Here is a 23,521-nt window from a genome sequence, read left to right on the forward strand (position 1 = left end):
TCTCGTTTTATTTTTCGATTTCGGCGACTTGCGGACCTTTATCACTATCCCCAACGCGTACCCGAAGCGTTTGACCCGCCTGAATTGGCATCACACCTTCACTTCGGATTGTCTCCATATGAATAAAGATATCCTGTGTCCCTTCACCTCTTGTCAGAAAACCATAGCCCTTCACAGGATCAAACCATTTAACAACGGTATCAACAAAATCACCCTCGGCTTTTAAGGACGGATGGCGTTCGACATTGGAAGCTTTCACTGGGCTTGGCTGAAAAGGAACAGCAGTGGACGTATCGATATCAAGGATCTTGATTGCTTGAAGTCCTTTACCGCGCCGCGCAACTTGGCAACTGATGGTCACACCTTCAGCAACATATTCATGTCCGCTTTCCCTCAAACAGGAGAGATGCAGAAAAATATCTCCCTGATCGTCCTCAGGGACAAGAAACCCAAAACCCTTCACCGTGTTAAACCATTTAACCCGGCCTTTCTTCTCAAAGGTTTCTTCTTCGCTATTAAACTGTGTACCCACTTCAGCACTCTTATGCAACTGCTCAACCTTGCCTGACATCGGGTTACTCCCACTAAATGGTGAACAACTACCCCCCGACTACGAACCTACCCTCAAGTTAATCCTATATCAATATTAGATTAACCTTAATTTTATGTAAGTCTCCCAGTATAAGCCATTTCTTGAGAATAAAAACGAAAATTATCACTAAATGAATTAAAAAATTGAATAAAATCCCATTTAATTTCTTCTGATTGGTCAGAATCTTAAGAATCGCCCCTTTTTAACTTGAGATTCTAATTTTGAGTTCCTATGTACCCTCAAAATCAGTGATGCGTCTTGCAGGTCCCGCCTGCACGTGGCATACACTTACAAAAATTTTGGGATCGTATGTCGCAATTTAAGGGGTAAGAGCTTGAGAACTGTCAGCTTGATATTGGTTCTTATGGCCGTATGGCTGTTATTGTCTGGTATTTATACCCCGTTGATCATTGGATTTGGTATTGGCTCCTGCATATTGGTGGCGCTGATAGCTCGACGTATGGATGTCATTGACCACGAAGGCCTTCCAGTACAACTCGGATATCAAATCGTTTTGTACTGGGTTTGGTTAATCGTTGAGATCGTGAAAGCAAACATCGATGTTGCCAAATGCGTTCTGTTCCCCAAAAAACATCTGAGACCCAGCCTATTTGTTTCCCGAATTTCCCAGAAAAGTGACCTTGGTAAAGTGATTTATGCAAATTCTGTCACCCTGACCCCCGGCACAGTGACTGTTGACCTATATGAAGATAATATTTTGGTTCACGCACTGACCGAAGCATCAGCTGAAGGTGTCAAAAGTGGCGATATGGATCAACGTGTGACTCGTGTAATGGGTGAAGCATGAGTGTCTTTACAGTTTCCGCAATCGCAATCCTGGTAAGCGTTGCCATGGCTCTTGGTCGAGCTTTGCTTGGCCCAACAGCCTATGATCGAATTCTGGCAGTCAACGCGATTGGCACAAAGACGGTGCTATTAATTGCAGTTGTCGGCTTCATGAACGGCCGACCTGATTTTCTGGATCTTGCAATCGTATACGCCTTGATGAACTTCATTGGCACTTTGGCTGTATTGAAATACTTCAAGTTTGGCACCCTCCGCCGGGGCTTCTCTCGCGCTAAGGGAGGAGACGACTAATGGAGCTATTTCTTGATATCAGCACCTGGATTTTAATGATGCTGGGCTGTTTCTTCGTATTGATTACCGGCTATGGCCTCTTAAAGCTTCCTGACCTCTATACCCGAATTCATGCAGGCGGGATGGCCGATACCTTGGCTTCTTTCTTAATCTGTGGTGGCCTTGCTTTGCAAAGTGGGTTTTCTCTGGTGACCGTAAAGCTGCTCTTCATAGTGGCATTTCTTTTTATCACCAGCCCAACCTCAACATATGCATTGGCGCAAGCGACATTTGTTGCAGGGCTCAAGCCCAAAACAACTGGCTTTGGCGACGATGATGATCATGAAGACAAGGATGGCAAAGAAAGCGATCAAGACGCCCAAGCAGAGGGAGCCAAACAATGATGGAAGAATTTACGAATGTCTTTCTCATGATCCTGCTCGTTGCCGGGGCACTGGGCGTCCTTTACGTTCGAAACCTCTTTGTTGCAACAATGCTTCTTGCAGCAGTCAGTTTCCTGATGGCGTTAATTTTTGTCATTCTCGATGCCGTTGACGTCGCCTTTACCGAGGCTGCGGTTGGTGCCGGGATCAGTACGGTGTTGTTTTTGGGAACACTATCGCTGGTTGGAGCAGAAGAAAAAGAAAGCAAGAAGAAAACAGTTCTTCCATTGTTGGTGTCTTTAATCGTTGGCGGTGCCCTCTTTTATGCAACATTTGATATGCCCAAAGTTGGTCATCCAGACACACCGGTTCAAAGTAGTCGCTTGACCGAGCGGTTTTTACAGCAAAGCCCTAACGAGATAGATGTCCCGAATGTGGTAACTGCTGTTTTGGCCAGCTACAGGGGATATGATACTTTTGGTGAGGTGACAGTTATCTTTACTGCCGGAATTGCGGTACTGCTAATCCTGCGTCAGTTGCGTCGCCGCCCTGAGACTGAACCACTAGAAGATGCTCAACCTGAACTCCCAGAAACGGCGAGTGATCAGCGAGTAACGCCCAATATCCATGATCTAGTCCCACATGTGGTCGCCAAGCTTTTAATTCCATTTATCCTGCTTTTTGGACTTTATGTGCAGTTCCATGGTGACTTCGGCCCCGGCGGCGGCTTCCAGGCAGGCGTCATTTTCGCTGCGGGCATTATTCTCTATTCCCTTGTTTTCGGCATGGAATATACACAAAAACTTCTTCCTCTATGGGTCGTTCAGTTACTGCTCGCTTTGGGCGTTCTTCTTTACGGAGGCGTTGGCGTTGTCAGCATGCTACTTGGAGCGAATTTCCTTGATTATAATGTCTTGGCCAGCAACCCAATCGCCGGCCAGCATCTTGGGATTTTGTTGGTTGAGTTAGGTGTTGGGATCACAGTGACCGCCGCTATGCTTTCCATTTTTTACGGTTTTGCCAACCGGTCCGAATTTAACAAGCAGACCGGAGAAAACTAAATCATGTCATTCTTCGATCACTATAATTACTGGATCTTTGTCATCTTGTTTGTCATCGGTCTTTACACAATTATGAGCCGGACAAACCTGATCAAGAAAATGATCGGCCTCAGCTTGTTCCAGATTGCCGTATTTCTGTTTTACATCACTATGGGTAAAATCGAAGGAGGTACTGCTCCGATTTTTGTGGATGATCCCAATGCGGTTTATTCCAACCCACTGCCTCACGTCTTGATCCTCACCGCTATTGTTGTGGGCGTTGCCACAACAGCACTGGGCCTTTCACTGGTTGTTCGGATCAAAGAATCTTTTGGCACTATTGATGAAGAAGAGATTCTCCGCCAGGAGGAAGACAGTAAATGAGTTCCATTATCTCTCAGGCCCCAATTCTTGCCATTATACTGCCGCTCCTGGGGTCTCCCCTTTGTGCGTTATTACGTGGCGGTGTCGTTCCTTGGGCGTTTACAACTATCTTAAGCGCACTGTCTTTTTGGATCAGCATCGATCTTCTTTTTCTGGTCAATCAATCCGGACCGATTTCATATGAGCTCGGCGGATGGGCGGCACCTTGGGGTATTGAATATGTCATTGACCCATTGAGTGCTTTTGTCCTGCTCATCATCAGTGGAATTAGCACAGGCGTGCTCATTTATGCCCGGGAAAGCATTTGCAAAGAAGTTGCACCAAGCCGACATGGTCTGTTTTTCTCAGCATATCTTTTGTCGTTAGCGGGAATGATGGGCATCACCGCAACAGGCGATGCATTTAATATTTTCGTTTTCCTCGAGATCACTTCCCTTTCCTCCTACGTGCTTATTTCCATGGGAGAAAAGAACGATAAACGTGCCCTTACCGCGGCATTTCAATACCTGATCTTGGGAACAATTGGTGCGACCTTTATCCTGATCGGTGTTGGTCTGCTGTATCTGATGACGGGAACGCTAAATATCGCGGATATTGCGAGCCAGTTCGATAGCATTGAAGACACCCGTCCCATTAGGGCTGCTGTTGGCTTCCTGGTCGTCGGAATTGCCATTAAGCTAGCCATGTTTCCATTCCATAGTTGGCTTCCGAACGCATACTCTTATGCGCCGACGATCATTACTGCATTCTTTGCTGGAACAGCCACCAAAGTTTCTGTCTATCTGCTGATCCGGTTTATCTTCACCATGTTCGGTTGGGACTTTGCATTTGGTGACCTGCCCCTGACACAGCTCCTAATTCCGTTTGCTGTTTTGGCGTACCTCAGCATGTCAGTCGTCGCCATTTTCCAGGATAACCTCAAGCGGCTTCTCGCATTTTCAAGTGTGGCTCAGCTCGGATACATGACGTTAGGCATTGCACTGGCTTCAGAAACGGGCCTGACCGCTGGTATTCTGCACATCTTCAACCACGCGATTGTCAAGACAGGTCTATTCCTCTCCGTCGGCGCCATGTTCTTTGTTACCGGCAGTACTTATCTGAAGGATCTTGCCGGCATCGGACAACGAATGCCGTTGACCACCTTTGGATTTGTCCTTGGGGGACTTGCTCTGATCGGCGTACCTTTAACACCAGGATTTATAAGCAAATGGTATCTGGTTCAGGCTGTTCTGGAACGAGGCGATATGCTGGGTTATGGCCTTGCTATCACGATGCTCATCTCCTCTTTGTTTGCCGTGATTTATGTATGGCGCGTTGTGGAGGTAGCTTACTTTAAACCATCCCCTGATAATGCGCCAAAAGGCGAAGCCCCTATGAGCCTGCTAATCCCCAGCTGGCTCTTTATCGCCGCCATGTTCTATTTTGGTATTGAAACTTCCATGAATGTTGGATTTGCCGAGGCAGCAGCTGCCTTCCTTATGGGAGGAGCGAACTAATGTTTACCCTTGAAACACACCTGATCCTGTCTCTATTCATCCCGTTGATCGGCGGTGTCTTTGTCGCGGCCCTTGGCAGTATGCCAAACTTGCGTGAGACAGCAACCCTGACAACCGCAGGACTTTTATTCCTGAATGTCATGGTCATTTTGCAGGCTGCACTTGGTGGCATCTATCCAGAAGCTTCATTGATTTCAACACTTCCGGGTCTGGATATTGCTCTGAAAGTTGAACCTCTTGGGATGATTTTTGCCTGTGTGGCCTCATCCCTGTGGATAATCAATTCCCTTTATTCCATTGGCTATATGCGTGGGAATAAGGAAAATAAACAAACCCGTTTCTACATTTGCTTCACCATTGCCATTTCCGCCGCTATGGGTATTGCATTTGCGGAAAATCTGCTGACCCTCTTTATCTTTTATGAGGTACTCAGCTTATCCACTTATCCATTGGTGACCCACAAAGGAAATGATGCTGCCCTTAAAGGGGGCCGGATTTATCTCGGTATCCTGCTGGGAACTTCAATCGGGCTTTTCTTGCCAGCCATTATTTGGGTGTGGACAATAACAGGCACCACTTCATTTACTGAAGGCGGTATTTTGGCCGGAAGTGTCAGTGCCACGGTGACCGGTATTATGCTGTTCCTGTTCATGTATGGTATTGGTAAAGCTGCCTTGATGCCAATCCATCGCTGGTTACCGTCTGCCATGGTTGCCCCCACACCAGTTAGTGCCCTTTTGCACGCGGTTGCTGTTGTGAAAGCAGGCGTCTTTTCAGTTCTCAAAGTCGTTGTCTATATTTTCGGAATTGATTTTCTCGCACAAACCGGTGCTTCTGAATGGCTGACATGGGTGGCTTCCTTCACACTGATAGCTGCCTCAGTCGTAGCAATGACCAAAGACAACCTGAAAGCCCGACTTGCCTATTCCACGATTAGTCAGTTGGCTTATATCGTTCTTGCCGCTTCACTTGTAACGCCACTAGCGATCGCTGGCGGCGCGCTTCAAATCGTGATGCATGCCTTTGGTAAGATCACCCTCTTCTTCTGTGCAGGTGCGATTTACACTGCGACGAAGAAAACTGAAATTTCAGATATGCGGGGTTTGGGCCGGCTAATGCCATTTACATTTGGCGCGTTTCTGATCGGCGCTCTCAGCATCATCGGGATTCCTCCGCTTGGTGGAAGCTGGGCAAAATTTTACATTATGTTTGGTGCCGTAGAGGCAGATCAGCTCTTTGTGCTGATTGTTCTTCTAGTCAGTTCACTTCTAAATATTGGCTATCTGATGCCGATTGTTATTAGAGGCTTCTTCTTTGCCCCGCTCGGTAAGTCGGATGAAGTAAAACCTGTCGGGTCTGAAAAGAGCTTCATTGACTGGAGCGCACTAAAAGAAGCTCCTGTGCTTTGTGTATTGCCACCTGTCCTGACGGCAATCGGCTGTATTATTCTTTTCTTCGCAGTTGATCCCATTTACCAGCTGTTGCTTCCAGCAATCGGGAATTAGAGGGTTCGGTATGTCATCAGAAAATTCAAACCAAAGCTGGCTCGAAAAACCAAACATGAAAAATCGCCTTTATTGGGGACTGGTCGTCGTTGCAATTCTGGTTGCCCTTCCTGATCTCTTATCGCTTTTTCATATCGTCTATGAAATGCACCCCTACACGGAGATCGAAAAGATTCCTGCTTTTTATGGTCTTTATGGCCTGATTGCATTTTTGACCCTGATTGCAGTTGCGAAAGCTGTTCAGAAATTGGTCGCTGCCAAGGAGGACTATTATGATTGATGGCTTGAACCCTGGCCTGATCCTGATCCTTGGTGCCCTGATCGTTCCTTTTACCAGCAGCTTTATTCGAAGTGGCTTGCTATTGGGATTACCTATTCTTGCCTTTGCCCAACTGATGTCTCTGGGACTTGGAAGCTGGGGCGAGGTTGAGATGATGGGCATGACGCTCACATTAACTAAAATCGATGCTTTTTCGCGGGTGTTTGGGCTGATCTTTCTACTAGCAGCATTCGCAGGTCTTCTTTATGCACTGCATGTCAGAGATACAATTCAACAGGTTGCTACCCTCATCTATGCGGGTGCCTCAATTGCCGCAGTTTTCTCAGGTGATTTAATTAGCCTGTTTTCCTATTGGGAATTGACTGCCATTTCGTCTGTCTTCCTGATTTTCGCAAGCAGAACAGAACGCTCTTATCGCGCCGGTATCCGCTACCTAATCATTCAAGTGACCAGCGGTGTAATTCTGTTGGGCGGGATCATCCTCTATGTAAATCAGTCAGGTTCAGTTGCCTTTACTGCCATGCAGTTGGACAATTTAGCTGCCTGGTTGTTCCTGATCGCATTCGGGATTAAGGCTGCCTTCCCGCTTCTGCATAACTGGGTGCAGGACGCCTATCCGGAAGCAACGGTTAGCGGAACTGTTATCCTTTCTGCCTTCACAACTAAACTGGCAATATATGCTCTGGCCCGTGCCTTTGCAGGAGAAGACCTTCTTCTCTGGATCGGGGCAATCATGGTGATTTTCCCAATCATCCACGCCACGCTTGAAAATGATCTTCGCCGGACCATGGCCTATTCACTAAACAGTCAACAGGGCTTTATGGTTATCGCCATTGGGATTGGCAGTGAGTTGGCACTTAATGGCGTTGCTGCCCACGCGGTGATCAGTATCCTCTATACCTGCCTGATCTTCATGGCGACAGGTGCCGTTCTCTATCGCGCTGGTACTGCAAAAATAACAGAACTCGGTGCTGTATATAAATCCATGCCGGTGACCACATTTTTTGTCATTATTGGATCACTCACCATCATTGCTTTTCCACTCACAGGGGCCTTCGCAACTAAAAGCCTGATCCTTTCCGCTGCGCTGGATGAAAAAATGGTAATCCTGTGGCTGGTGATGTTATTCGGTGCTGTAGCTGTGATCGACAATGTGGGCCTAAAAATTCCAGCACTCGGTTTCTTTGGCAAAGATAATGGAACAGAACTCAAAGAAGCGCCCAAGCATATGCTGATTGCGATGGCGATCCTCGCGGCCTCAGCAATCGCTATTGGGATTGCGCCGTCCAGCTTCTTTTCGCTTCTGCCGTATGAAATGGATTATCACGTTTATACGGCCAGCCATGTTGTTACCCAGCTGCAACTCATTGCCTTTACGGCTCTTGGCTTTGCAGCGGCTATCCGCTTTGGTGTTTATCCAAAGGTAACAGAGGGGATCAATCTGGATTTCGACTGGGTCTATCGCAGATTACTCAAACGTATTTGTCTTGCGGTTGGAAGTTGGATTGGCCAGGTTTGGTCTGGATTACTTTCCTGGCTGCAATCCGTTATTCGATACATTATTGAAAGAGCGACACAAACACATGGGCTTGGCGGTGCCATGTCACGGACAATGGCATCCAGCACTGCTGTCTTTTTAATTCTGTTGATCCTCAGTGTTTTCACAATTGTTTTCTATAACTGAGACTATGACCAAAATAGCGCTCTCTTTAATCGTACTGATGGGATCTCTTCTAGTCGGGTGCACGGCACCTGATCCTTATCCGAGTGCAAGTGTGTTTGATACTGTCAACAGTACTCAGTTGGCAAAAAATATCAGCTCGGCTGAGTATGTCATGATTGGTGAAAAGCACGATAATCCTGCACATCATAAAATCCAGGCTGAACTTCTACAAACATTTCTGAAGCCAGGAGATCTGGTCGTTTTTGAAATGATCAACGAACTCCAGCAGCCAGTGATTGATCAATTTTTGGCAAACAAAATTGCGTATGAAGATCTAGCCACTGAATTAAACTGGAGCGAAGGCGGCTGGCCAGGTTGGGAATATTATGGCCCCCTTTTTAAAGTCAGCAAGGACGCCGGTGCACAAATCCTATATGGAAGTTTCCCCCGCCAAAAGCTGATGAAACAAGGCATGCTGAAAATCGCGCGCCCTAAGGTTCTCAGCGATGAACAAATGGCGGAACTGGATCAGGAAATCAGGTATTCCCATTGCAAAATGCTACCAGAGAATATGGTCCGCCCCATGAGTAATCTACAAGTCATCAAAGATGATCTGATGGCCACACAACTCCGCCAGAAAAAAGATGGCGCTCAGGCTTTTCTAATCGCAGGAAATGGTCATACTCGGATGGACCGGGGCGTTCCTCTGCATCTCCAGAAAAAAGGAGAAGACAACATCTTTGTGCTTGGCCTTATTGAAGAAGAAGCTGAGCCTGCTGAATGGGAGCTGTTTACAACATACAATGCTATCTGGATTACAGAGGGCATTGGAAAAACCCATGAAGACTACTGTAAAGGGTTGAAGAAGCGGTTCTCTTCACACAAGAAAAACTGAACTTTCTCTTATTTCTTGAGATCTTTAGACCGCATCCGCTTCTTTGGAACCCAACGCGTTACTGAACGACCATCTGCGGTGAAGCGAACTTCCTGAGAGGCAGGCGGCGCTGCTTCCAGATTTGAATGATCCACATTGTAAGGCGATCCATCCGGAAATGTACTCACCTGAGACATCCCTAGAAGTGCTTTCAACCCTCCAGGATAGGCAGAGACCATATCCTCAATCAGAATTTCTGAATTCCGGCCTTTCTGGCGGGCGGTCTTAATAGCCACATCATTGTTCAGAATATCACTGAGCATTTCATCGGTCATTCCGGAATAGCTTTCCCATACTCCACCGAGGACTTCCTCAACAGCGGGTGACGGATCAACCGCACCATCAACAGCTATACCTTGTTCAAGGGCAATAAAAAGATCAGGTTCAATAGGCCCTACGTCAGTCGCAAGAAATGTCGCAGGTATCAACTTGGCCTTTTTATTTTCAGCCGCAAAGACAGCCTGGGACAGGTAAAGGAGCTTCATCAACACAGACGGTGAAAGGTCTATCTCTGTCTGCTCCGCCTGGCTCTGTAGCCAGGAAACCACGTCAAAAGTTGATCGAATTGCCGGACGCATACTGTCCCCCTAATCAAATAGATACAGCTTAAAATAAACAGTAATGGTTAATCAGGCATTAACCAACCCTCTTCCCAGTTTGCATCCAGATATTGCAATTTTTGAACCTACGGTTTTTGGGTTTCATGTTGTCCAATTCAGTCACTTCCAAATTCAATATCTATAACGCTTGCAGCGATGACGTATCTTCCGCTAGATTTAGGTTAATAAAGAACACAAATGATTGAGGTATCCAGAGCCTTAAAATTCATATTTCTTTGACTTGACCAGATGGTCAAACAAGTCAAAACTGTAAATAACGAAATTCGCATTTTCGATATCGTTGAGAGTATGCGTAATAAATCCAGTCAACCAAGACTGGTATGTCTGACTAGGGAGGATAATCAATGACATCCGTTTCAATGACGGTTAACGGGAATAAAGTGACAGCAGATGTTGAACCAAACACGCTGCTTGTTCAGTTTCTCCGTGAACACTTACGACTAACAGGTACTCATGTTGGCTGTGATACAAGCCAATGCGGCGCCTGCACCATTCATGTGAATGGCGACAGTGTAAAATCCTGCACCATGCTGGCCGTTCAGGCAGATGGCGCGGATGTTACGACAATTGAAGGACTTGCAAATGGCGATGATCTTCATCCCATGCAAACAGCCTTTAAAGAAAATCATGGTCTACAGTGCGGTTTTTGTACACCTGGCATGATAATGAGTGGGCCACACCCTGCTATGGAAGGGGAAGTCAAATATCTTCCCCTTCCTTTTTTATGAATTCCTGTACAAGTGAACAGTACCCTTATTGTGGTCGAAATAACGATCTTGTATGCTCGGCTCTAGTTTTGCCGCATGACAACAGACCTTGATATTGCAGCTAAAGATGACGTCATTGCGCACGCTCTGGAGTGGCAGAACAGTGGCCGAAAAGTAGCCCTCGCAACTGTTATCCAAACATGGGGCTCTGCCCCTCGCCCCATGGGAAGCCAACTTGCTATTGATGAAAAAGGTAACATGGTAGGCTCCGTCAGTGGGGGCTGTGTTGAGGGCGCTGTGGTGCAAGAAGCGATTGAGTTGATGCAATCCGGTGGATTTAAAACGCTTGAGTTTGGGGTAACCGATGATGAAGCCTGGGAGGTTGGCCTTGCCTGCGGCGGGCGGATCCGGATTTTCGTGGAAAGCATGACCTGAGGCGGAACATGGAGCCATTCTCGCCCATGCCGTTGATGCTGGCCCTCTTGGCCTGATCAAAAAAGGTACTTTTCTGACCAGCGACATGCTTTCCGCACTGAAAGACCAAAATGTCACTGAAATCTTGGCAGCCCGGTTGGAAAAAACAGACATCCCAGAAGATGAAGCCGCCGATACGTTGGCTCGATCCTTTAAAGGGCCATATGTAAATGCTGAAGCGCCTTTCACAGGCAGGTCCAACTTAATCGCAGATAGTGACGGTGTTGTTTGCCTCAACAGGTCCCTTTTGAAGGAAATCAATCGAATTGATCCGTCTATTACACTGGCAACCCTCAAAAATTTTGAGAAGGTTACCAAAGGTCAAATGGTTGGAACGGTCAAAATTATTCCTTTTTCCACTTCGGCCGATTTTATAGAGCAGGCCCTCCTAAAAACAGGGAAAGCTGACCAACATTTAATTTCGATCGTGCCATTTCAGCAGAAAAAAATCGCTGTTATCTCAACACGCCTGCCGCAAACCAGTGATAAACTCATTCAAAAATCAGAGCAGGTCCTGGAAGATCGCCTGAAAGCCTGTCAGAACCAGATCCTAAGCCGACACGAGGTGGAGCATCATGAAGCCAAGCTTGCTCCGCTTATCCGTTCGGTTGCCGAAGGCGGTGCAGATCTGATTTTGATTTTTGGGGCGTCTGCCATTACGGACATTCGCGATGTCGTCCCGGCTGCCGTGAAAGAGGCAGGGGGCCAAATTGATCACTTTGGCATGCCGGTTGACCCTGGCAATCTACTTCTCCTTGGAAAGCTGGGTTCCAGTATTGTGATAGGCCTGCCAGGCTGCACTCGGTCCCCTAAATTTAACGGCTTTGACTGGGTGTTGGAAAGAATATTGGCAGATATACCTGTGACCGCTGACGATATCACCGAACTTGGCGAAGGCGGCTTACTCAAAGAAATTGCAAGTAGGCCCCAACCGCGTTCCCGTAAACCCAGAGCGGAGAAGCAAAAATCCTACAAAATTGGTGCTCTTCTTCTGGCGGCAGGTCAATCACGACGGATGGGCAAAGACAATAAACTGTTGGCCGTAATTGATGGCAAACCAATGGTTCGCCATGTGGCGGAAACTCTGAAAGTTTCCGGATTATCCCCAATCCTGATGGTAACCGGGCATGAAGCTGACGAAGTTATAAAAACAGTCTGGGACCTTGGAATCAATACTTGTCATAACCCCAACTATTCCAATGGGTTATCAACAACTTTAAAAGTAGGCTTTGAGACCTTATCACCAAAGGTGGATGGCATTATTGTCTGTCTCGGGGATATGCCCTTTGTGACGCCTGAAATCCTCAATAAACTGATTGCCGCCTTTGATCCAGACAAGGGTAAATCGATTGTCATCCCAACTTTCAACGGAAAAAGGGGAAACCCAGTACTTCTCTCCAGTCAGTATTGGGATGAAATACAGTCGATCACGGGTGACTTAGGTGCAAAGGCTATTATTTCTGCCCATGAACATTCAGTGGAGCAAGTGGAAATTGACACGCAAACCATCTTCACGGATATAGATACCCCCGAAACTCTGGCGACTTACACCGATCAGATAAACTAAGTTAGGTAATGTTGTTGTGATTGAAGAATTGTACCAGAAAAACCTGATGCGTCTTGCTGCCAATGCCACAGGATCAGGAAAGCTGGATCACCCTGATCGGGAAGAAACCCTGGATAATCCAACTTGTGGTGACAGGATTACCATTCAGGTCCGTCTCGAAAATGGTAAAATTGTTGAGTTCGCACAAGAAAACAGAGCTTGTCTTTTATGTCAGGCATCTGCCTCATTACTCGCAGAACAGGCCATTGGCATGGATGCGGAAAGTCTTGATCAAGCCATAGAGAAGGTTCAGCATATTCTCAATGGTACTACAGAGACTGAAAATCCGCCTTGGGAAAAACTTGAATTTTTCACGCCCGTAAAGGATCATAAAAGTCGTCATATTTGTGTTCTATTGCCATTCAGAGCTTTGAAGAAATTATTATCGGACAAGGACAACTAAAAAGAATGCACCGAAAAGTGATAAAAGCTGCGCCCAAGAACCTGACCATCCCCTCTCCATGTACTGGGGTGTGTACCATGGATCTTAAAAATGAATATTGCATCGGGTGCTTTCGGACCCGTTTAGAAATCGGGGGATGGATCCATCTGGACAATGATGAAAAACTCCGGGTCATCAAGGAATTAAGAACACGTCGCAGGGAAGCAACCGGCAAATAAGATGCCTTAAACATGCCCCAATTCTGCCATTAAAGTTGCCAAGTTCGTTGTAAAGCTGCAATTATCCGTTCTATTGGGGAGATAGATCATGTACCTCAAGCTTTTGGCAGCACTCACCTTCTCATTTCTTAGTCTGACCTATCTGGTCATGGCAAATACCGTTCCGCAGACCATTGCCTGGGAACAGAAGTCAATAGAGCCGATTCTAATGCATGCTGAATGTCCAAGCGTGGATTTGACCGCTTTTAGCCATAAACGGCATATCTAAGGCGGTAACAGCTACAATTTTTCGTTGTTTTTGTGCGCTGCACCACATTTTGCGGCTGATCTCTCCTATTGCGTGATTTTAATCACATACTTTTCGTATTCCATCCCTATTATGCCAGCCTGATATATATCGAAGCAATATATGTCTTGATGTTGGGCGCATTTTTCCAACGGCATAATGGTAATTGACTATGGATGTACGAAACCTCTGTCTTGGCATTCTCACACTGGGGGATGCGACAGGATATGAAATCAAGAAGGCCTTTCAGGATCGCCTGAACCTTCTATATGACGCCAGTTTCGGGTCCATTTACCCTGCTCTAAACAAGCTGACCGAAGAAAAACTGGTCTCTTGCCGTGCGGAAACACAAACCAAACGTCCAGATAAAAAAGTTTATTCAATCACTGAAGCCGGCAAAGCAGCGTTTATCAAGGAACTGCAAAAGGATCCGTTACCAGACAAGTTCCGGTCCGACACACTGGCAACAATGATATTCACGCATTTTCTATCGCGGGATCAGATCACCCGCATGCTGGATGAGTATATTCAGTATTACGAAGAAAATATAAATGCACTTTCAACTGGGTGCGATCTCAAGGGATCGCCAGCGGAACAGTTCTTATGTGGGTTTGGCGTTGCTGTTCGCTCCGCCGCCATAAACTACTTGAAAGAAAACAGGCATCTTATTGAAGCTGAAGCTCAGCAAGTTGACACAGCAGCGGAATAGGATGAGGGGATTATTTAGGGAAGAGGTACATTAAGGTGAACCGTTCAGTCATTATTGCAATCGTCATTGCCATCGCGGCAGTTGGCTGGATTCTGTCAGGTCAATTTGAGGAACCTAAGACAGAAGCCTCTGAACCCATGGTGGAAGCAACAGCTTCCGATCAGCAGGACATTGCCAAAGCACTGCAGAGCAAGAAACACGATCCAATCCAGGTTGAGGTCCAGATGTCTTCAGCCCAATCTCGTTCCGAGCCGGTTGTTGTTCGCGGCGTCACTGAAGCCATTCGGATTGTTGAGCTGAAAGCTGAGACCCCAGGACGGGTTACCGAAATTATGGTGGAACGCGGTCAGCGAGTTAAAGAAGGTGATTTGCTTGTCAAATTTGCCTTAAAAGATCGGATGGCTCAGCTTGCAGAAGCAGAGGCCCTCGTCCGTCAACGGCAGATCGAATATGATGCAGCCAAGTCCCTGAATAAAAAGGGGTTTAGCGCGAAAACAACTCTCGCTGGAACCAAAGCACTGCTGGATAGCGCGCTTGCCCAGGCAGAAAGCGTCCGCATTTCATTGGAAGATTTGAAAATCCGGGCTCCGTTCGACGGGATCATCGAAGAACGCCACGCAGAAATTGGCGATTATATTAAAGATGGCAATTTGGTTGCGACCATCGTTGACGAAAACCCTGTTCTGATTGTCGGTCAGGTATCTGAGCTTGATGTCAACAAAATCCATGTGGGTGACAACGGTACTGCCAAACTGATTACTGGTGAAATCGTTAATGGACAAGTGCGCTTCATTGGTAAGACTGCTGACGCAGCAACTCGTACCTTTCGGGTTGAACTGCTTGTAGACAATCCAAATCTTAGCATTCGTTCCGGTGTCACGGCAGAAACTGTCTTTGAGACTGATAAAGTCATGGCCCACTTTATCACCCCAGCTATCCTAACTTTGAATGACGAAGGTGTGCTTGGTGTCCGTTCCGTAGATGATCAGGACATTGTTCATTTCCATCCTGTGAATGTACTTGCGGATACAGCTAGCGGTGCATGGGTAACAGGGCTTCCTGATCAGTTGAGACTGATTAAGGTGGGTCAGGAATTCGTGAAGGATGGGGAAAAAGTGATCCCACAGACATCCACTGCTGGAGTTGAGAAATGAATGCGATCATTGATGCCGCTATTCACCGCTCCAGAACAGTCATCAGTGCATTAGTTCTGATCCTGGTCGCGGGTTTCACGGCGTATGTGGATATTGCTAAAGAGGCTGATCCCGACGTCAATATTCCGATCATCTATGTCTCCATGACCCATGAAGGTATTTCGCCTGAGGACGCTGAGCGTCTATTGGTCCGCCCTATGGAAATTGAACTTAGGGGAATTGAAGGCATCAAGGAGATGCGTTCCACGGCGGGCGAAGGGCATGCCTCTGTCCTTATGGAGTTTGAAGCAGGTTTTGACTCCGATAGTGCCTTGGATGATGTTCGGGAAAAAGTTGATATTGCCAAACTGGAACTTCCGGACGAAACAGACGATCCTAGCGTTCACGAGGTCAATGTTGGCCTGTTCCCGGTCCTTGTTGTCACCCTATCCGGTGATATTCCCATGCGGTCCCTCATCCGAATTGCCAAAGATCTCCAGGATGATCTGGAAGGATTACCTGGTGTTCTCTCAGCAGATATCGGCGGCGACCGGGAAGAAGTTCTGGAGGTTATTATCGATCCAGTGAAACTGGAAAGCTATCGGATCTCCAACACAGAACTTATCAACGCGGTCCAGTTGAATAACAAACTGGTGGCTGCCGGTTCCATGGATACAGGCAAAGGCCGTTTCTCCATCAAGGTTCCGGGTCTTTTTGAGACTGCAAAAGATGTCTTTTCCATTCCCCTAAAAGTCAATGGCGATGCTGTTGTCACATTGGGTGATGTAACCGATATTCGCCGGACATTTAAGGATGCGGAGAGTTATGCGCGCTTGAACGGTAAGCCCGCAGTTGTCCTGGAAATCAAAAAGCGGCTTGGCGAAAACATCATCGATACCATCGAGGATGTTAAATCCATGGTCGCTGAGGAACAGCAGGTCTGGCCCGAAGGACTTGAAGTGACCTTCAGTCAGGACAAATCCAAAGACATTCGGATTATGCTCAATGATCTGCAGAATAATATCATCAGTGCGATTATTCTGGTGATGATTGTTGTCATTAGCGCGCTTGGAATGCGAACCGCTGGTCTTGTAGGTCTGTCTATCCCAGGCTCTTTTCTGATCGGGATTTTGTACCTGTACCTCTTTGGCTTCACCATTAATATTGTTGTTCTCTTTGGCTTGATCCTTGCGGTTGGTATGCTTGTGGATGGCGCGATCGTGGTTACCGAATTTGCTGACCGGAAAATGGCAGAAGGCTACGACAAAGTGGAAGCCTATAGCCTGGCCGCCAAACGTATGGCTTGGCCGATTATCGCGTCAACTGCAACAACATTGGCTGTGTTTATGCCGCTTCTGTTCTGGCCAGGCGTTGTGGGCGAATTTATGAAGTTCCTCCCCATCACGCTGATCACGACTTTGACCGGATCACTTCTGATGGCTCTGATCTTTGTGCCAACCCTCGGCTCTGTTTTTGGAAAAGCAGGGAGTGTTAACTCCAAAACACTGGGCGCATTGGCCGCAGCTGAATCAGGTGACATCCGGACGATTGGCGGCGGAACCGGTTTATATGTCCGCTCCCTCGCCTTTTGCCTACGTCATCCGTTTAAGATTGTCATGGTCGCCGTAGCTGCCCTGGTTGGTGTGCAAATGTATTACGCGACCCATGGTAATGGCGTGGAGTTCTTCCCGGATGTAGAGCCGGAAATGGCGCTCGTCTATGTGCATGCCCGAGGAAATATGTCCACGTTGGAAAAAGACCAGCTTGTGCGCTCTGTTGAGAGAGAAGTTCTAAAGCTGGATGATTTCTCGTCTGTCTACGCCAAAACCGGTGGCGGCAGTGATGGACAGGATATCTCTGAAGATGTCATCGGCGTGATCCAAACCGAGTTTAAGGACTGGTTTGAGAGACGGCCGGCTGATGTTGTGTTTGATGATATCCGTGCCCGCACAAAACATATCGCCGGTATTTCCGTCGAAACGCGGGAGCCCGATACAGGTCCGCCAACTGGCAAGGACATTCAAATTGAACTGTCATCGCGTTTTCCTGAAAAGCTAACGCCGGAAGTAGCCAAAATCCGTAAATATCTTGAAGATAACGTGGACGACCTCATCGATCTTGAGGATAGCCGACCAATACCGGGTATTGATTGGGAAGTGGAAGTTGACCGAACTCAGGCCGGTAAATACGGCGCTGATGTAACCACGGTCGGTAAAACCATTCAGCTGGTGACCAACGGCATCAAAGCTCACGAATATCGTCCATCCGAAGTGGACGATGAGGTGGAAATTCGCGTTCGCTATCCGGAAAGCTATCGGAGCCTGGACCAGATCGACAACCTTCGGGTCAGCACGGAAATGGGAATGGTGCCCCTATCTAACTTCGCTACCCGAACACCACAGCAGAAAGTGGGCACCATCAAGCGGGTTGATAGCCGCCGGGTCCTGACAATCAAAGCGAATGTGAAACCGGGCATCCTGGTGGATAGCAAGGTGAAGGAGATTGAAAGCTGGCTTGTGAATGAAGCCGGAATTGATCCTGCGGTCAACTTCCGCTTTAAGGGTGAGGACGAAGAACAGAAGAAAGCTCAGGCGTTCCTTGGCAAAGCTTTTGGTGTCGCCCTGTTCATGATGGCCATTATTCTGGTAACCCAGTTCAATAGTTTCTATCACGCCTTCCTGATCCTGACGGCCGTTATCATGTCCACAATCGGGGTTTTTGTTGGCTTGATCGTCACGGGCCAACCCTTTGGTATTGTCATGACCGGGGTTGGGGTTATCTCCCTTGCCGGTATTGTGGTGAATAATAATATCGTCTTGATTGATACCTTTGCCCATCTTCGAAAACAGGGCATGGATGCACTAGAAGCCATTCTGAGAACTGGCGCTCAAAGGCTTCGCCCTGTAATGCTGACAACCGTCACAACCATCTTTGGTTTGCTACCAATGGCCATGCAGGTGAATATCGATTTCATCACCCGCGAAATCCAGACAGGTGCCCCCTCCTCTCAATGGTGGGTGCAGCTATCAACCGCGGTTGCCTTTGGTCTGACTTTCGCAACGGCACTGACACTGATTGTAACACCCTGCCTGTTGATGGTTGGGGCCAATGTTACAGCCTTCCGTGACCGAAGACGCGAACGGAGAAAGCAGAAGAAAGCAAAAATTACAGTGAAAGGGTCTGTGGCACCCGCAGAATAAACTCTTAAAAAAAGGCGGCCTTTTGGTCGCCTTTTTTAAGGCTTTGCCGGACGTCTCCAGACAGTAAGCGGTCCAAGGGTCTTGAACCCTAAGGAAATAAGTTCCTTGGCCTGATCGCTGTCTTCATAACCAAACAGGCGCTGATTGCCATACTGACTTGAAACAAGATCCGCGTAGACTTGGATTTCCTCTCCAAAACAGTTTGAAACACCAAATCCAAGACCCTTTTGATAGTTCACTAGACAGCCTCTATTCCCGTTGTCGATAAGGGAAATCTCGGAATGATCCAATAACGCTTGCGGAAATAAGTTAGCATCAGTTTCCTGCAATTCCCGTCCAAGAAATTTTACTGTCCATTCATTTAGTTGAAAGGGATCTTGAACCAAGGGAAGCCAGTATTCTGATTTTTCTGGATTAGCCTCTCGTCCAATCCAGAAAGCCTCAAACAGGATTTCAAAACCGTATGATCTGAAATCCAGGCAAGCAAAACTGTCTTTTACAAAATAATCTCGTGATGGAACTTGGTCAGCTAATCGCCCAATTTCCTCTTCCAGATTTGCCTGACTGCAAGTGATGGTTTGAAGGTCCGGGTAATAAAGGGGTGCGCCCCCTTCACAGTGGATAAAATTGGGCTCGGAAAATACGGATGTCCCGGCCAATTCCCACATCAACTTGCACCAATTAAGATTCAGCTGAACTGCAGATTGCAGTAAAGAGCAGGAAGTTTTTCCCTCAATCACTTCTTGGCGTCACTACTCTCAAGATCAGTGACGTTTTCACTCTTTCTGGCTTCCTTCGTTGCTTCTTCTTTTGCAAGCCTTTTATGGGTCGCAATGGCAAAAGGAATAGTCCCCAAATAGACGAGCGCAATCACGGTTAGAAGTTCCCAGGGGTAACTGGCCATCACCGCCGCAAGTCCACCCACAACCATAAGCATGGCGATAATATATTTTCGAGGAATACGGACCCGTTTAATTGAGAATGTCGGGATGCGACTTGCCATCAGGAAAGCCATAAAAAGCAGCCAGCCTGCATTTAGAATGTCAGAGCGGAAGAAATCAGTATCTGCATAAAAACTGATTACCATGAACAGCAAGGAAATAGATGCTCCTGCAGGTGCTGCTATGCCTGTAAAATACCGGCCTTCCCATTCGGGAACGTCGTCATCCATCATTGCATTAAACCGGGCCAAGCGAAGGCCGCATGAGACTGTGAAAATCAAGGCAATAATCCAGCCCAAACCGCCAAGCCCCGTATTCAATGTCCAAAGATAAAGAACGAGTGCTGGCGCCACTCCAAAGCTGACAAAATCCGATAAGCTATCAAGCTCTGCGCCAAACTTGGAACTCCCTTTTAATAACCTTGCCATCCGACCATCAAGTCCGTCCAAAACACCCGCAGCCAAAATAGCAGCTACCGACATTTCCCAACGACCTTCCAGTGCAAAGCGAACGGACGTTAAACCGGCACAAAGAGCCAGTGTTGTCAGCATATTCGGTATCAGGGAATTGATTGGAAGTTCCCGAAAGTTGCGACGCCCCATAGGCATTAGCGAACCTCCACGGCAATGCCAAGTTTGTTTTCACCCTTTAAATCCGCAATCACGGTTTCACCGCCGACCATTGTCTGTCCAACACCGATTAACGGCTCAACTCCATCTGGCAAATAAATGTCAGTCCGGCTCCCAAACCGGATCAGGCCAAAGCGCTCACCTGTGCGAACTTCTTGACCATCTACGAGATCGCAAATGATACGTCGTGCTACCAAGCCTGCAATCTGTACGAAAACGATATCTTTTCCGTCTTCAGTCTGCAGATGTACAGCGTGACGTTCATTTTCTTCGGACGCTTTATCAAGCGCAGCATTCAAGAATTTTCCAGGCCGATATACCTGTTTGATGACCTTACCGCCCAAGGGTACCCGGTTCACGTGAACATTAAACACGTTCAGGAACACACTGATACGAAGCATTGGATCATTGCCAAGGCCTAGCTCTTCTGGCGGGACAGCGCGTTCAATCATTTGAACAACACCATCTGCCGGGCTGACCATCAGCCCTTCACGAGTTGGTACATGACGGTCTGGATCGCGAAAGAAATAGACACACCAAAGGGTCAGAACCACACCAATCCAGCCAAGAAAGGCACCCGTAAACAAAAACAGCAGGAGGGTAATTACGGCAAAGATCGCAATGAAGCGATAGCCTTCCTTGTTAATGGGAACCAGCACTGATTTCAATGTATCCATGTTTTAGTCTCTCAATCGCTTTTCTGAGCAAGTGGCTTTGAACTAGCCCTATACCCGATTGCTTCAACAAAAAGAACCGTAAAGAATAAATAAGATGGAATCTACCCTACTCGCGCGCTTGCAGCAATTTCTCTTCATAGTCCTGAACTTCCTGCTGCCGCTGCCACATTTCTGCATACTGCCCTTGATGCTCGAGCAGGGATTGGTGTGTCCCCCGCTCCACAATGCGTCCGTTATCCAGAACCAGGATTTCATCAGCATCAATCACAGTGGACAAGCGATGCGCAATAACCAAAGTTGTTCGATCCTTTGACACTTCCCGCAAACTCGCCTGAATATCTCGTTCAGTACGTGTATCAAGCGCAGATGTTGCTTCATCAAATAACAATATTCTGGGACCTTTCAAGATGGTACGGGCAATAGCAACCCTTTGCTTCTCACCACCTGAAAGTTTAAGGCCCCTCTCCCCGACAATTGTATCATATCCTTCCGGAAGCTTTTCGATAAAACTGTCAATACTGGCAAGTTTCGCCGCCTCTTCAATTTCATCCCGGTTCGCTGAAGGTCTACCATAGCCAATATTGTAAAGGATCGTATCGTTAAAGAGGACAGTGTCCTGAGGCACGATACCGATAGCGCCTCTCAGGGAGGATTGAGTTACATCCCGTATATCCACGCCATCGATGGTGACCGATCCGGAATTCACGTCATAAAAACGGAACAGAATACGGGAAATTGTCGATTTACCCGCTCCTGACGGACCGACAATGGCTACTTTTTGACCTGCCTTGACCCGAAAACTAACGTCATGGAGGATCTGCCGATTACTTTCATAACCAAAATCAACATTGGAAAAGACAATTTCCCCCTGACCTTTTGGCAGCTCCGTCGCATTTGCCTTGTCATCTATTTCCCGGTTGACGTTCAAAAGCTCGAACATCTTTTCCATGTCCACCAAGCTTTGTTTGATCTCCCGATAGACAAAACCCAGGAAGTTCAACGGTTGGACCAACAGCATCAGAAACGCATGGGCAGCGACAAAATCGCCTACGGTCATCGCCCCGGAAGCAACTCCGTTGATAGAGAGGATCATGATCAACACCAGACCGATTGCGACGATCAATCCTTGCCCGATATTTAGATAAGCTAAGGTTGTCTGGCTTTTGATGGCCGCTTTTTCATATCCAGCGATGGCTTTATCGAACCGCTTGCTTTCATGCTCTTCATTCACAAAATATTTGACTGTTTCGAAATTCAACAGACTGTCGATGGCCTTGGTATTAGCTTCGCTGTCCTTCTCGTTCATCCGCCGGCGATATTTCAACCGCCATTCAGTCACAATAAGGGTAAATGCGACATATCCAAATAGAGTGACCATGGTTATGACTGACATCAGCACACCATACTCAACCCACATGATGGCAGAAATAATGGTGATCTTCAGCAAGGTTGGGATGATGTTGAACAGCATAAATCGGAGCAGGAAATCAATCCCTTTGGTGCCCCGCTCTATGACCCGGCTAAGACCGCCTGTCTGGCGATCCAGATGGAAGCGCAGAGACAAACGATGCAGGTGGCGAAAGGTGGAAAGGGCAACCTGCCGTATTGCATTTTGCCCCACCTTGGCAAAGATAGCGTCTCGGATCTCGCCAAAAACCTGCTGCATCAATCTAGCCAAACCATAGGCAACGGCTAATCCCACTGGCACATAGGCCCAGGTCTGAAGATTACCTTCACGAGTAGTCAGATCATCGACCAGAAATTTGAGAATATATGGCGAGTAAATGAGGGAAACTTCTGCAGCGATTAGACAGGCTACGGCAAGGATAATTCTGACTTTCAGGTCTTGCCTGCCATCAGCCCATAGATATTTCCCAAGAGTTAGTATGGTCGACAGATGGTTGCTTGTTTTCGCCGTTTCATGACTGTTAAAATCTGTCGAGCTCATCGGGGACCTAGCCAAAAAATATTTTCAAAGGATCAAGTTGGGTTACCAATTTCTTAACCACTGCACACCATACTGATCTCCTGGTTGGGACAACAATAGTTTTTGTCACATTGAGTGCAATGTCTGCTGAAAATAACATGGAAAACGCTGATACGTTTCAGGAACTTCTCAACGAAGGCACAGAAAAGCTGGTTTGGATTACGCCCAAAGCTCCCCTTGCCTTCCAATTCACCTGGGAGAAAGTGCAGTTTACGGCAAAACTCAGTGGATCAGGTGATCAGCACCGGTTTTTGCTTCTCGGCGATATGGGACCCTTGCCTTTCTCAGCCGAAGATCCGGGTTTTAGAGAACGATTGCTAAAACTGGTTTCATGGAAACCCGAAGAGCGGATCCATTTTGTTTTAGAGCCTCAGCGTCAACGAATCTACATCATGATTGACGATATCCTGAACGGTGAATTGACAGGTACCGGGCTTATCGCATCTGCTGTAGCTTCCCTGTTCCATGCAAGACCATTTATTGAATTGGCTAAGGAAGTCGGGTGGCGCCACCCTTCAGAAATTCCTGCACCCAAGCCCAATGTGATTCATAAAAAAGTCATTGAAAACTAAAGCTC

At 47.2% G+C, this 23,521-nt stretch carries 25 protein-coding genes and 1 pseudogene; 20 read left to right on the forward strand and 6 right to left on the reverse strand.

The window, feature by feature from the left end:
* Positions 1 to 7 precede the first annotated feature (7 nt).
* Positions 8 to 571 carry a cold-shock protein gene (locus HH301_RS12705; RefSeq protein ID WP_169569268.1) on the reverse strand — a complete coding sequence of 188 codons (564 nt, stop codon included), beginning with the start codon at positions 569 to 571 and terminating at the stop codon, positions 8 to 10.
* Between the two features lie 355 nt (positions 572 to 926).
* Between HH301_RS12705 and HH301_RS12710 the strand changes: the two genes are divergently transcribed.
* The 10 genes from HH301_RS12710 to HH301_RS12755 are packed head-to-tail and all read left to right on the forward strand — an operon-like array spanning position 927 to position 9,315.
* Entirely contained in the window at positions 927 to 1,400 is a 474-nt protein-coding gene (locus HH301_RS12710) for a Na+/H+ antiporter subunit E (RefSeq protein WP_169569269.1), read from the forward strand.
* A complete protein-coding gene (locus tag HH301_RS12715; protein ID WP_169569270.1) occupies positions 1,397 to 1,690 on the forward strand; it encodes an MrpF/PhaF family protein in 294 nt (97 codons plus the stop codon). Before HH301_RS12710 ends, HH301_RS12715 begins: the two co-directional genes overlap by 4 nt.
* Positions 1,690 to 2,073, forward strand: a complete 384-nt coding sequence (mnhG, locus tag HH301_RS12720; protein ID WP_169569271.1) for a monovalent cation/H(+) antiporter subunit G — start codon at positions 1,690 to 1,692, stop codon at positions 2,071 to 2,073. The genes HH301_RS12715 and mnhG overlap by 1 nt, the downstream gene beginning before the upstream one ends.
* Complete coding sequence (locus HH301_RS12725) at positions 2,070 to 3,113, forward strand: DUF4040 domain-containing protein (RefSeq protein ID WP_206378292.1); 1,044 nt, start codon at positions 2,070 to 2,072, stop codon at positions 3,111 to 3,113. Before mnhG ends, HH301_RS12725 begins: the two co-directional genes overlap by 4 nt.
* Before the next feature lie 3 nt (positions 3,114 to 3,116).
* The gene (locus HH301_RS12730) at positions 3,117 to 3,476 is read left to right on the forward strand and encodes a cation:proton antiporter subunit C (protein WP_169569272.1); all 360 of its coding nucleotides are present in this window, start codon (positions 3,117 to 3,119) and stop codon (positions 3,474 to 3,476) included.
* Positions 3,473 to 4,972 (forward strand): monovalent cation/H+ antiporter subunit D family protein, encoded by a 1,500-nt coding sequence (locus HH301_RS12735; RefSeq protein ID WP_206378293.1) that lies wholly within the window; start codon positions 3,473 to 3,475, stop codon positions 4,970 to 4,972. Before HH301_RS12730 ends, HH301_RS12735 begins: the two co-directional genes overlap by 4 nt.
* On the forward strand, positions 4,972 to 6,477 hold the full coding sequence (locus HH301_RS12740; RefSeq protein ID WP_169569273.1) for a proton-conducting transporter transmembrane domain-containing protein: 1,506 nt from the start codon (positions 4,972 to 4,974) through the stop codon (positions 6,475 to 6,477). Before HH301_RS12735 ends, HH301_RS12740 begins: the two co-directional genes overlap by 1 nt.
* A gap of 10 nt (positions 6,478 to 6,487) precedes the next feature.
* Positions 6,488 to 6,757 carry a hypothetical protein gene (locus tag HH301_RS12745; RefSeq protein WP_169569274.1) on the forward strand — a complete coding sequence of 90 codons (270 nt, stop codon included), beginning with the start codon at positions 6,488 to 6,490 and terminating at the stop codon, positions 6,755 to 6,757.
* Positions 6,750 to 8,441: a Na(+)/H(+) antiporter subunit D gene (locus HH301_RS12750; protein ID WP_169569275.1), complete on the forward strand. Its 1,692-nt coding sequence runs from the start codon at positions 6,750 to 6,752 to the stop codon at positions 8,439 to 8,441. Before HH301_RS12745 ends, HH301_RS12750 begins: the two co-directional genes overlap by 8 nt.
* A gap of 4 nt (positions 8,442 to 8,445) precedes the next feature.
* Positions 8,446 to 9,315, forward strand: a complete 870-nt coding sequence (locus HH301_RS12755; RefSeq protein ID WP_169569276.1) for a ChaN family lipoprotein — start codon at positions 8,446 to 8,448, stop codon at positions 9,313 to 9,315.
* An 8-nt stretch (positions 9,316 to 9,323) separates the two neighbouring features.
* Here HH301_RS12755 and HH301_RS12760 read toward each other — a convergent pair whose 3' ends face one another.
* A complete protein-coding gene (locus HH301_RS12760; protein WP_169569277.1) occupies positions 9,324 to 9,932 on the reverse strand; it encodes a Panacea domain-containing protein in 609 nt (202 codons plus the stop codon).
* A gap of 386 nt (positions 9,933 to 10,318) precedes the next feature.
* On the opposite strand from HH301_RS12760, the pseudogene HH301_RS12765 reads away from it, so the two are divergent.
* The 9 genes and pseudogenes from HH301_RS12765 to HH301_RS12805 form a co-directional block, all read left to right on the forward strand.
* Positions 10,319 to 10,645 (forward strand): annotated as a pseudogene (locus HH301_RS12765) ((2Fe-2S)-binding protein); the annotation flags it as partial.
* A gap of 132 nt (positions 10,646 to 10,777) precedes the next feature.
* On the forward strand, positions 10,778 to 11,116 hold the full coding sequence (locus HH301_RS12770; protein WP_169569279.1) for an XdhC family protein: 339 nt from the start codon (positions 10,778 to 10,780) through the stop codon (positions 11,114 to 11,116).
* An 85-nt stretch (positions 11,117 to 11,201) separates the two neighbouring features.
* Positions 11,202 to 12,722, forward strand: coding sequence for an NTP transferase domain-containing protein (locus HH301_RS12775; RefSeq protein ID WP_169569280.1), 1,521 nt, complete (start codon positions 11,202 to 11,204; stop codon positions 12,720 to 12,722).
* A 16-nt stretch (positions 12,723 to 12,738) separates the two neighbouring features.
* Positions 12,739 to 13,164 (forward strand): iron-sulfur cluster assembly scaffold protein, encoded by a 426-nt coding sequence (locus tag HH301_RS12780; protein WP_169569281.1) that lies wholly within the window; start codon positions 12,739 to 12,741, stop codon positions 13,162 to 13,164.
* Between the two features lie 5 nt (positions 13,165 to 13,169).
* Positions 13,170 to 13,382: a DUF1289 domain-containing protein gene (locus tag HH301_RS12785; protein WP_169569282.1), complete on the forward strand. Its 213-nt coding sequence runs from the start codon at positions 13,170 to 13,172 to the stop codon at positions 13,380 to 13,382.
* Between the two features lie 88 nt (positions 13,383 to 13,470).
* The gene (locus tag HH301_RS12790) at positions 13,471 to 13,650 is read left to right on the forward strand and encodes a hypothetical protein (protein ID WP_169569283.1); all 180 of its coding nucleotides are present in this window, start codon (positions 13,471 to 13,473) and stop codon (positions 13,648 to 13,650) included.
* 190 nt (positions 13,651 to 13,840) lie between these two features.
* Positions 13,841 to 14,377: a PadR family transcriptional regulator gene (locus HH301_RS12795; RefSeq protein ID WP_169569284.1), complete on the forward strand. Its 537-nt coding sequence runs from the start codon at positions 13,841 to 13,843 to the stop codon at positions 14,375 to 14,377.
* A gap of 35 nt (positions 14,378 to 14,412) precedes the next feature.
* Positions 14,413 to 15,531: an efflux RND transporter periplasmic adaptor subunit gene (locus HH301_RS12800; RefSeq protein ID WP_169569285.1), complete on the forward strand. Its 1,119-nt coding sequence runs from the start codon at positions 14,413 to 14,415 to the stop codon at positions 15,529 to 15,531.
* Complete coding sequence (locus tag HH301_RS12805) at positions 15,528 to 18,710, forward strand: efflux RND transporter permease subunit (RefSeq protein WP_169569286.1); 3,183 nt, start codon at positions 15,528 to 15,530, stop codon at positions 18,708 to 18,710. The genes HH301_RS12800 and HH301_RS12805 overlap by 4 nt, the downstream gene beginning before the upstream one ends.
* Positions 18,711 to 18,745: 35 nt before the next feature.
* Here the strand turns inward: HH301_RS12805 and HH301_RS12810 are convergent, their stop codons facing one another.
* The 4 genes from HH301_RS12810 to HH301_RS12825 form a co-directional block, all read right to left on the reverse strand.
* Positions 18,746 to 19,378, reverse strand: coding sequence for a hypothetical protein (locus HH301_RS12810; protein WP_169569287.1), 633 nt, complete (start codon positions 19,376 to 19,378; stop codon positions 18,746 to 18,748).
* Positions 19,379 to 19,446: 68 nt separating this feature from the next.
* On the reverse strand, positions 19,447 to 20,259 hold the full coding sequence (locus tag HH301_RS12815) for a CDP-alcohol phosphatidyltransferase family protein (RefSeq protein ID WP_206378295.1): 813 nt from the start codon (positions 20,257 to 20,259) through the stop codon (positions 19,447 to 19,449).
* Positions 20,259 to 20,957, reverse strand: coding sequence for a phosphatidylserine decarboxylase (locus HH301_RS12820; protein WP_169569288.1), 699 nt, complete (start codon positions 20,955 to 20,957; stop codon positions 20,259 to 20,261). Before HH301_RS12820 ends, HH301_RS12815 begins: the two co-directional genes overlap by 1 nt.
* Positions 20,958 to 21,063: 106 nt before the next feature.
* Positions 21,064 to 22,905, reverse strand: coding sequence for an ABCB family ABC transporter ATP-binding protein/permease (locus HH301_RS12825; protein WP_169569289.1), 1,842 nt, complete (start codon positions 22,903 to 22,905; stop codon positions 21,064 to 21,066).
* Between the two features lie 119 nt (positions 22,906 to 23,024).
* Here HH301_RS12825 and HH301_RS12830 point away from each other — a divergent pair, with 119 nt between their 5' ends.
* Entirely contained in the window at positions 23,025 to 23,516 is a 492-nt protein-coding gene (locus HH301_RS12830) for a hypothetical protein (protein ID WP_206378296.1), read from the forward strand.
* The last annotated feature ends 5 nt before the right edge of the window (positions 23,517 to 23,521 follow it).

It is taken from the genome of Sneathiella limimaris (genome assembly GCF_012932565.1).
GTDB lineage: Bacteria > Pseudomonadota > Alphaproteobacteria > Sneathiellales > Sneathiellaceae > Sneathiella > Sneathiella limimaris.

Bases quoted from the DNA above. Each gene is read 5' to 3' on its own strand.
- HH301_RS12730 (WP_169569272.1), top strand. From the start codon at position 3,117: ATGTCATTCTTCGATCACTATAATTACTGGATCTTTGTCATCTTGTTT.
- HH301_RS12735 (WP_206378293.1), top strand. From the start codon at position 3,473: ATGAGTTCCATTATCTCTCAGGCCCCAATTCTTGCCATTATACTGCCG.
- HH301_RS12740 (WP_169569273.1), top strand. From the start codon at position 4,972: ATGTTTACCCTTGAAACACACCTGATCCTGTCTCTATTCATCCCGTTG.
- HH301_RS12795 (WP_169569284.1), top strand. From the start codon at position 13,841: ATGGATGTACGAAACCTCTGTCTTGGCATTCTCACACTGGGGGATGCG.
- HH301_RS12760 (WP_169569277.1), bottom strand. From the start codon at position 9,932: ATGCGTCCGGCAATTCGATCAACTTTTGACGTGGTTTCCTGGCTACAG.
- HH301_RS12750 (WP_169569275.1), top strand. From the start codon at position 6,750: ATGATTGATGGCTTGAACCCTGGCCTGATCCTGATCCTTGGTGCCCTG.
- HH301_RS12820 (WP_169569288.1), bottom strand. From the start codon at position 20,957: ATGGATACATTGAAATCAGTGCTGGTTCCCATTAACAAGGAAGGCTAT.
- HH301_RS12705 (WP_169569268.1), bottom strand. From the start codon at position 571: ATGTCAGGCAAGGTTGAGCAGTTGCATAAGAGTGCTGAAGTGGGTACA.
- HH301_RS12805 (WP_169569286.1), top strand. From the start codon at position 15,528: ATGAATGCGATCATTGATGCCGCTATTCACCGCTCCAGAACAGTCATC.
- HH301_RS12775 (WP_169569280.1), top strand. From the start codon at position 11,202: ATGCTTTCCGCACTGAAAGACCAAAATGTCACTGAAATCTTGGCAGCC.
- HH301_RS12785 (WP_169569282.1), top strand. From the start codon at position 13,170: ATGCACCGAAAAGTGATAAAAGCTGCGCCCAAGAACCTGACCATCCCC.
- HH301_RS12815 (WP_206378295.1), bottom strand. From the start codon at position 20,259: ATGCCTATGGGGCGTCGCAACTTTCGGGAACTTCCAATCAATTCCCTG.
- HH301_RS12725 (WP_206378292.1), top strand. From the start codon at position 2,070: ATGATGGAAGAATTTACGAATGTCTTTCTCATGATCCTGCTCGTTGCC.
- HH301_RS12825 (WP_169569289.1), bottom strand. From the start codon at position 22,905: ATGAGCTCGACAGATTTTAACAGTCATGAAACGGCGAAAACAAGCAAC.
- HH301_RS12830 (WP_206378296.1), top strand. From the start codon at position 23,025: ATGTCTGCTGAAAATAACATGGAAAACGCTGATACGTTTCAGGAACTT.
- mnhG (WP_169569271.1), top strand. From the start codon at position 1,690: ATGGAGCTATTTCTTGATATCAGCACCTGGATTTTAATGATGCTGGGC.
- HH301_RS12755 (WP_169569276.1), top strand. From the start codon at position 8,446: ATGACCAAAATAGCGCTCTCTTTAATCGTACTGATGGGATCTCTTCTA.
- HH301_RS12810 (WP_169569287.1), bottom strand. From the start codon at position 19,378: ATGTGGGAATTGGCCGGGACATCCGTATTTTCCGAGCCCAATTTTATC.
- HH301_RS12715 (WP_169569270.1), top strand. From the start codon at position 1,397: ATGAGTGTCTTTACAGTTTCCGCAATCGCAATCCTGGTAAGCGTTGCC.
- HH301_RS12770 (WP_169569279.1), top strand. From the start codon at position 10,778: ATGACAACAGACCTTGATATTGCAGCTAAAGATGACGTCATTGCGCAC.
- HH301_RS12745 (WP_169569274.1), top strand. From the start codon at position 6,488: ATGTCATCAGAAAATTCAAACCAAAGCTGGCTCGAAAAACCAAACATG.
- HH301_RS12790 (WP_169569283.1), top strand. From the start codon at position 13,471: ATGTACCTCAAGCTTTTGGCAGCACTCACCTTCTCATTTCTTAGTCTG.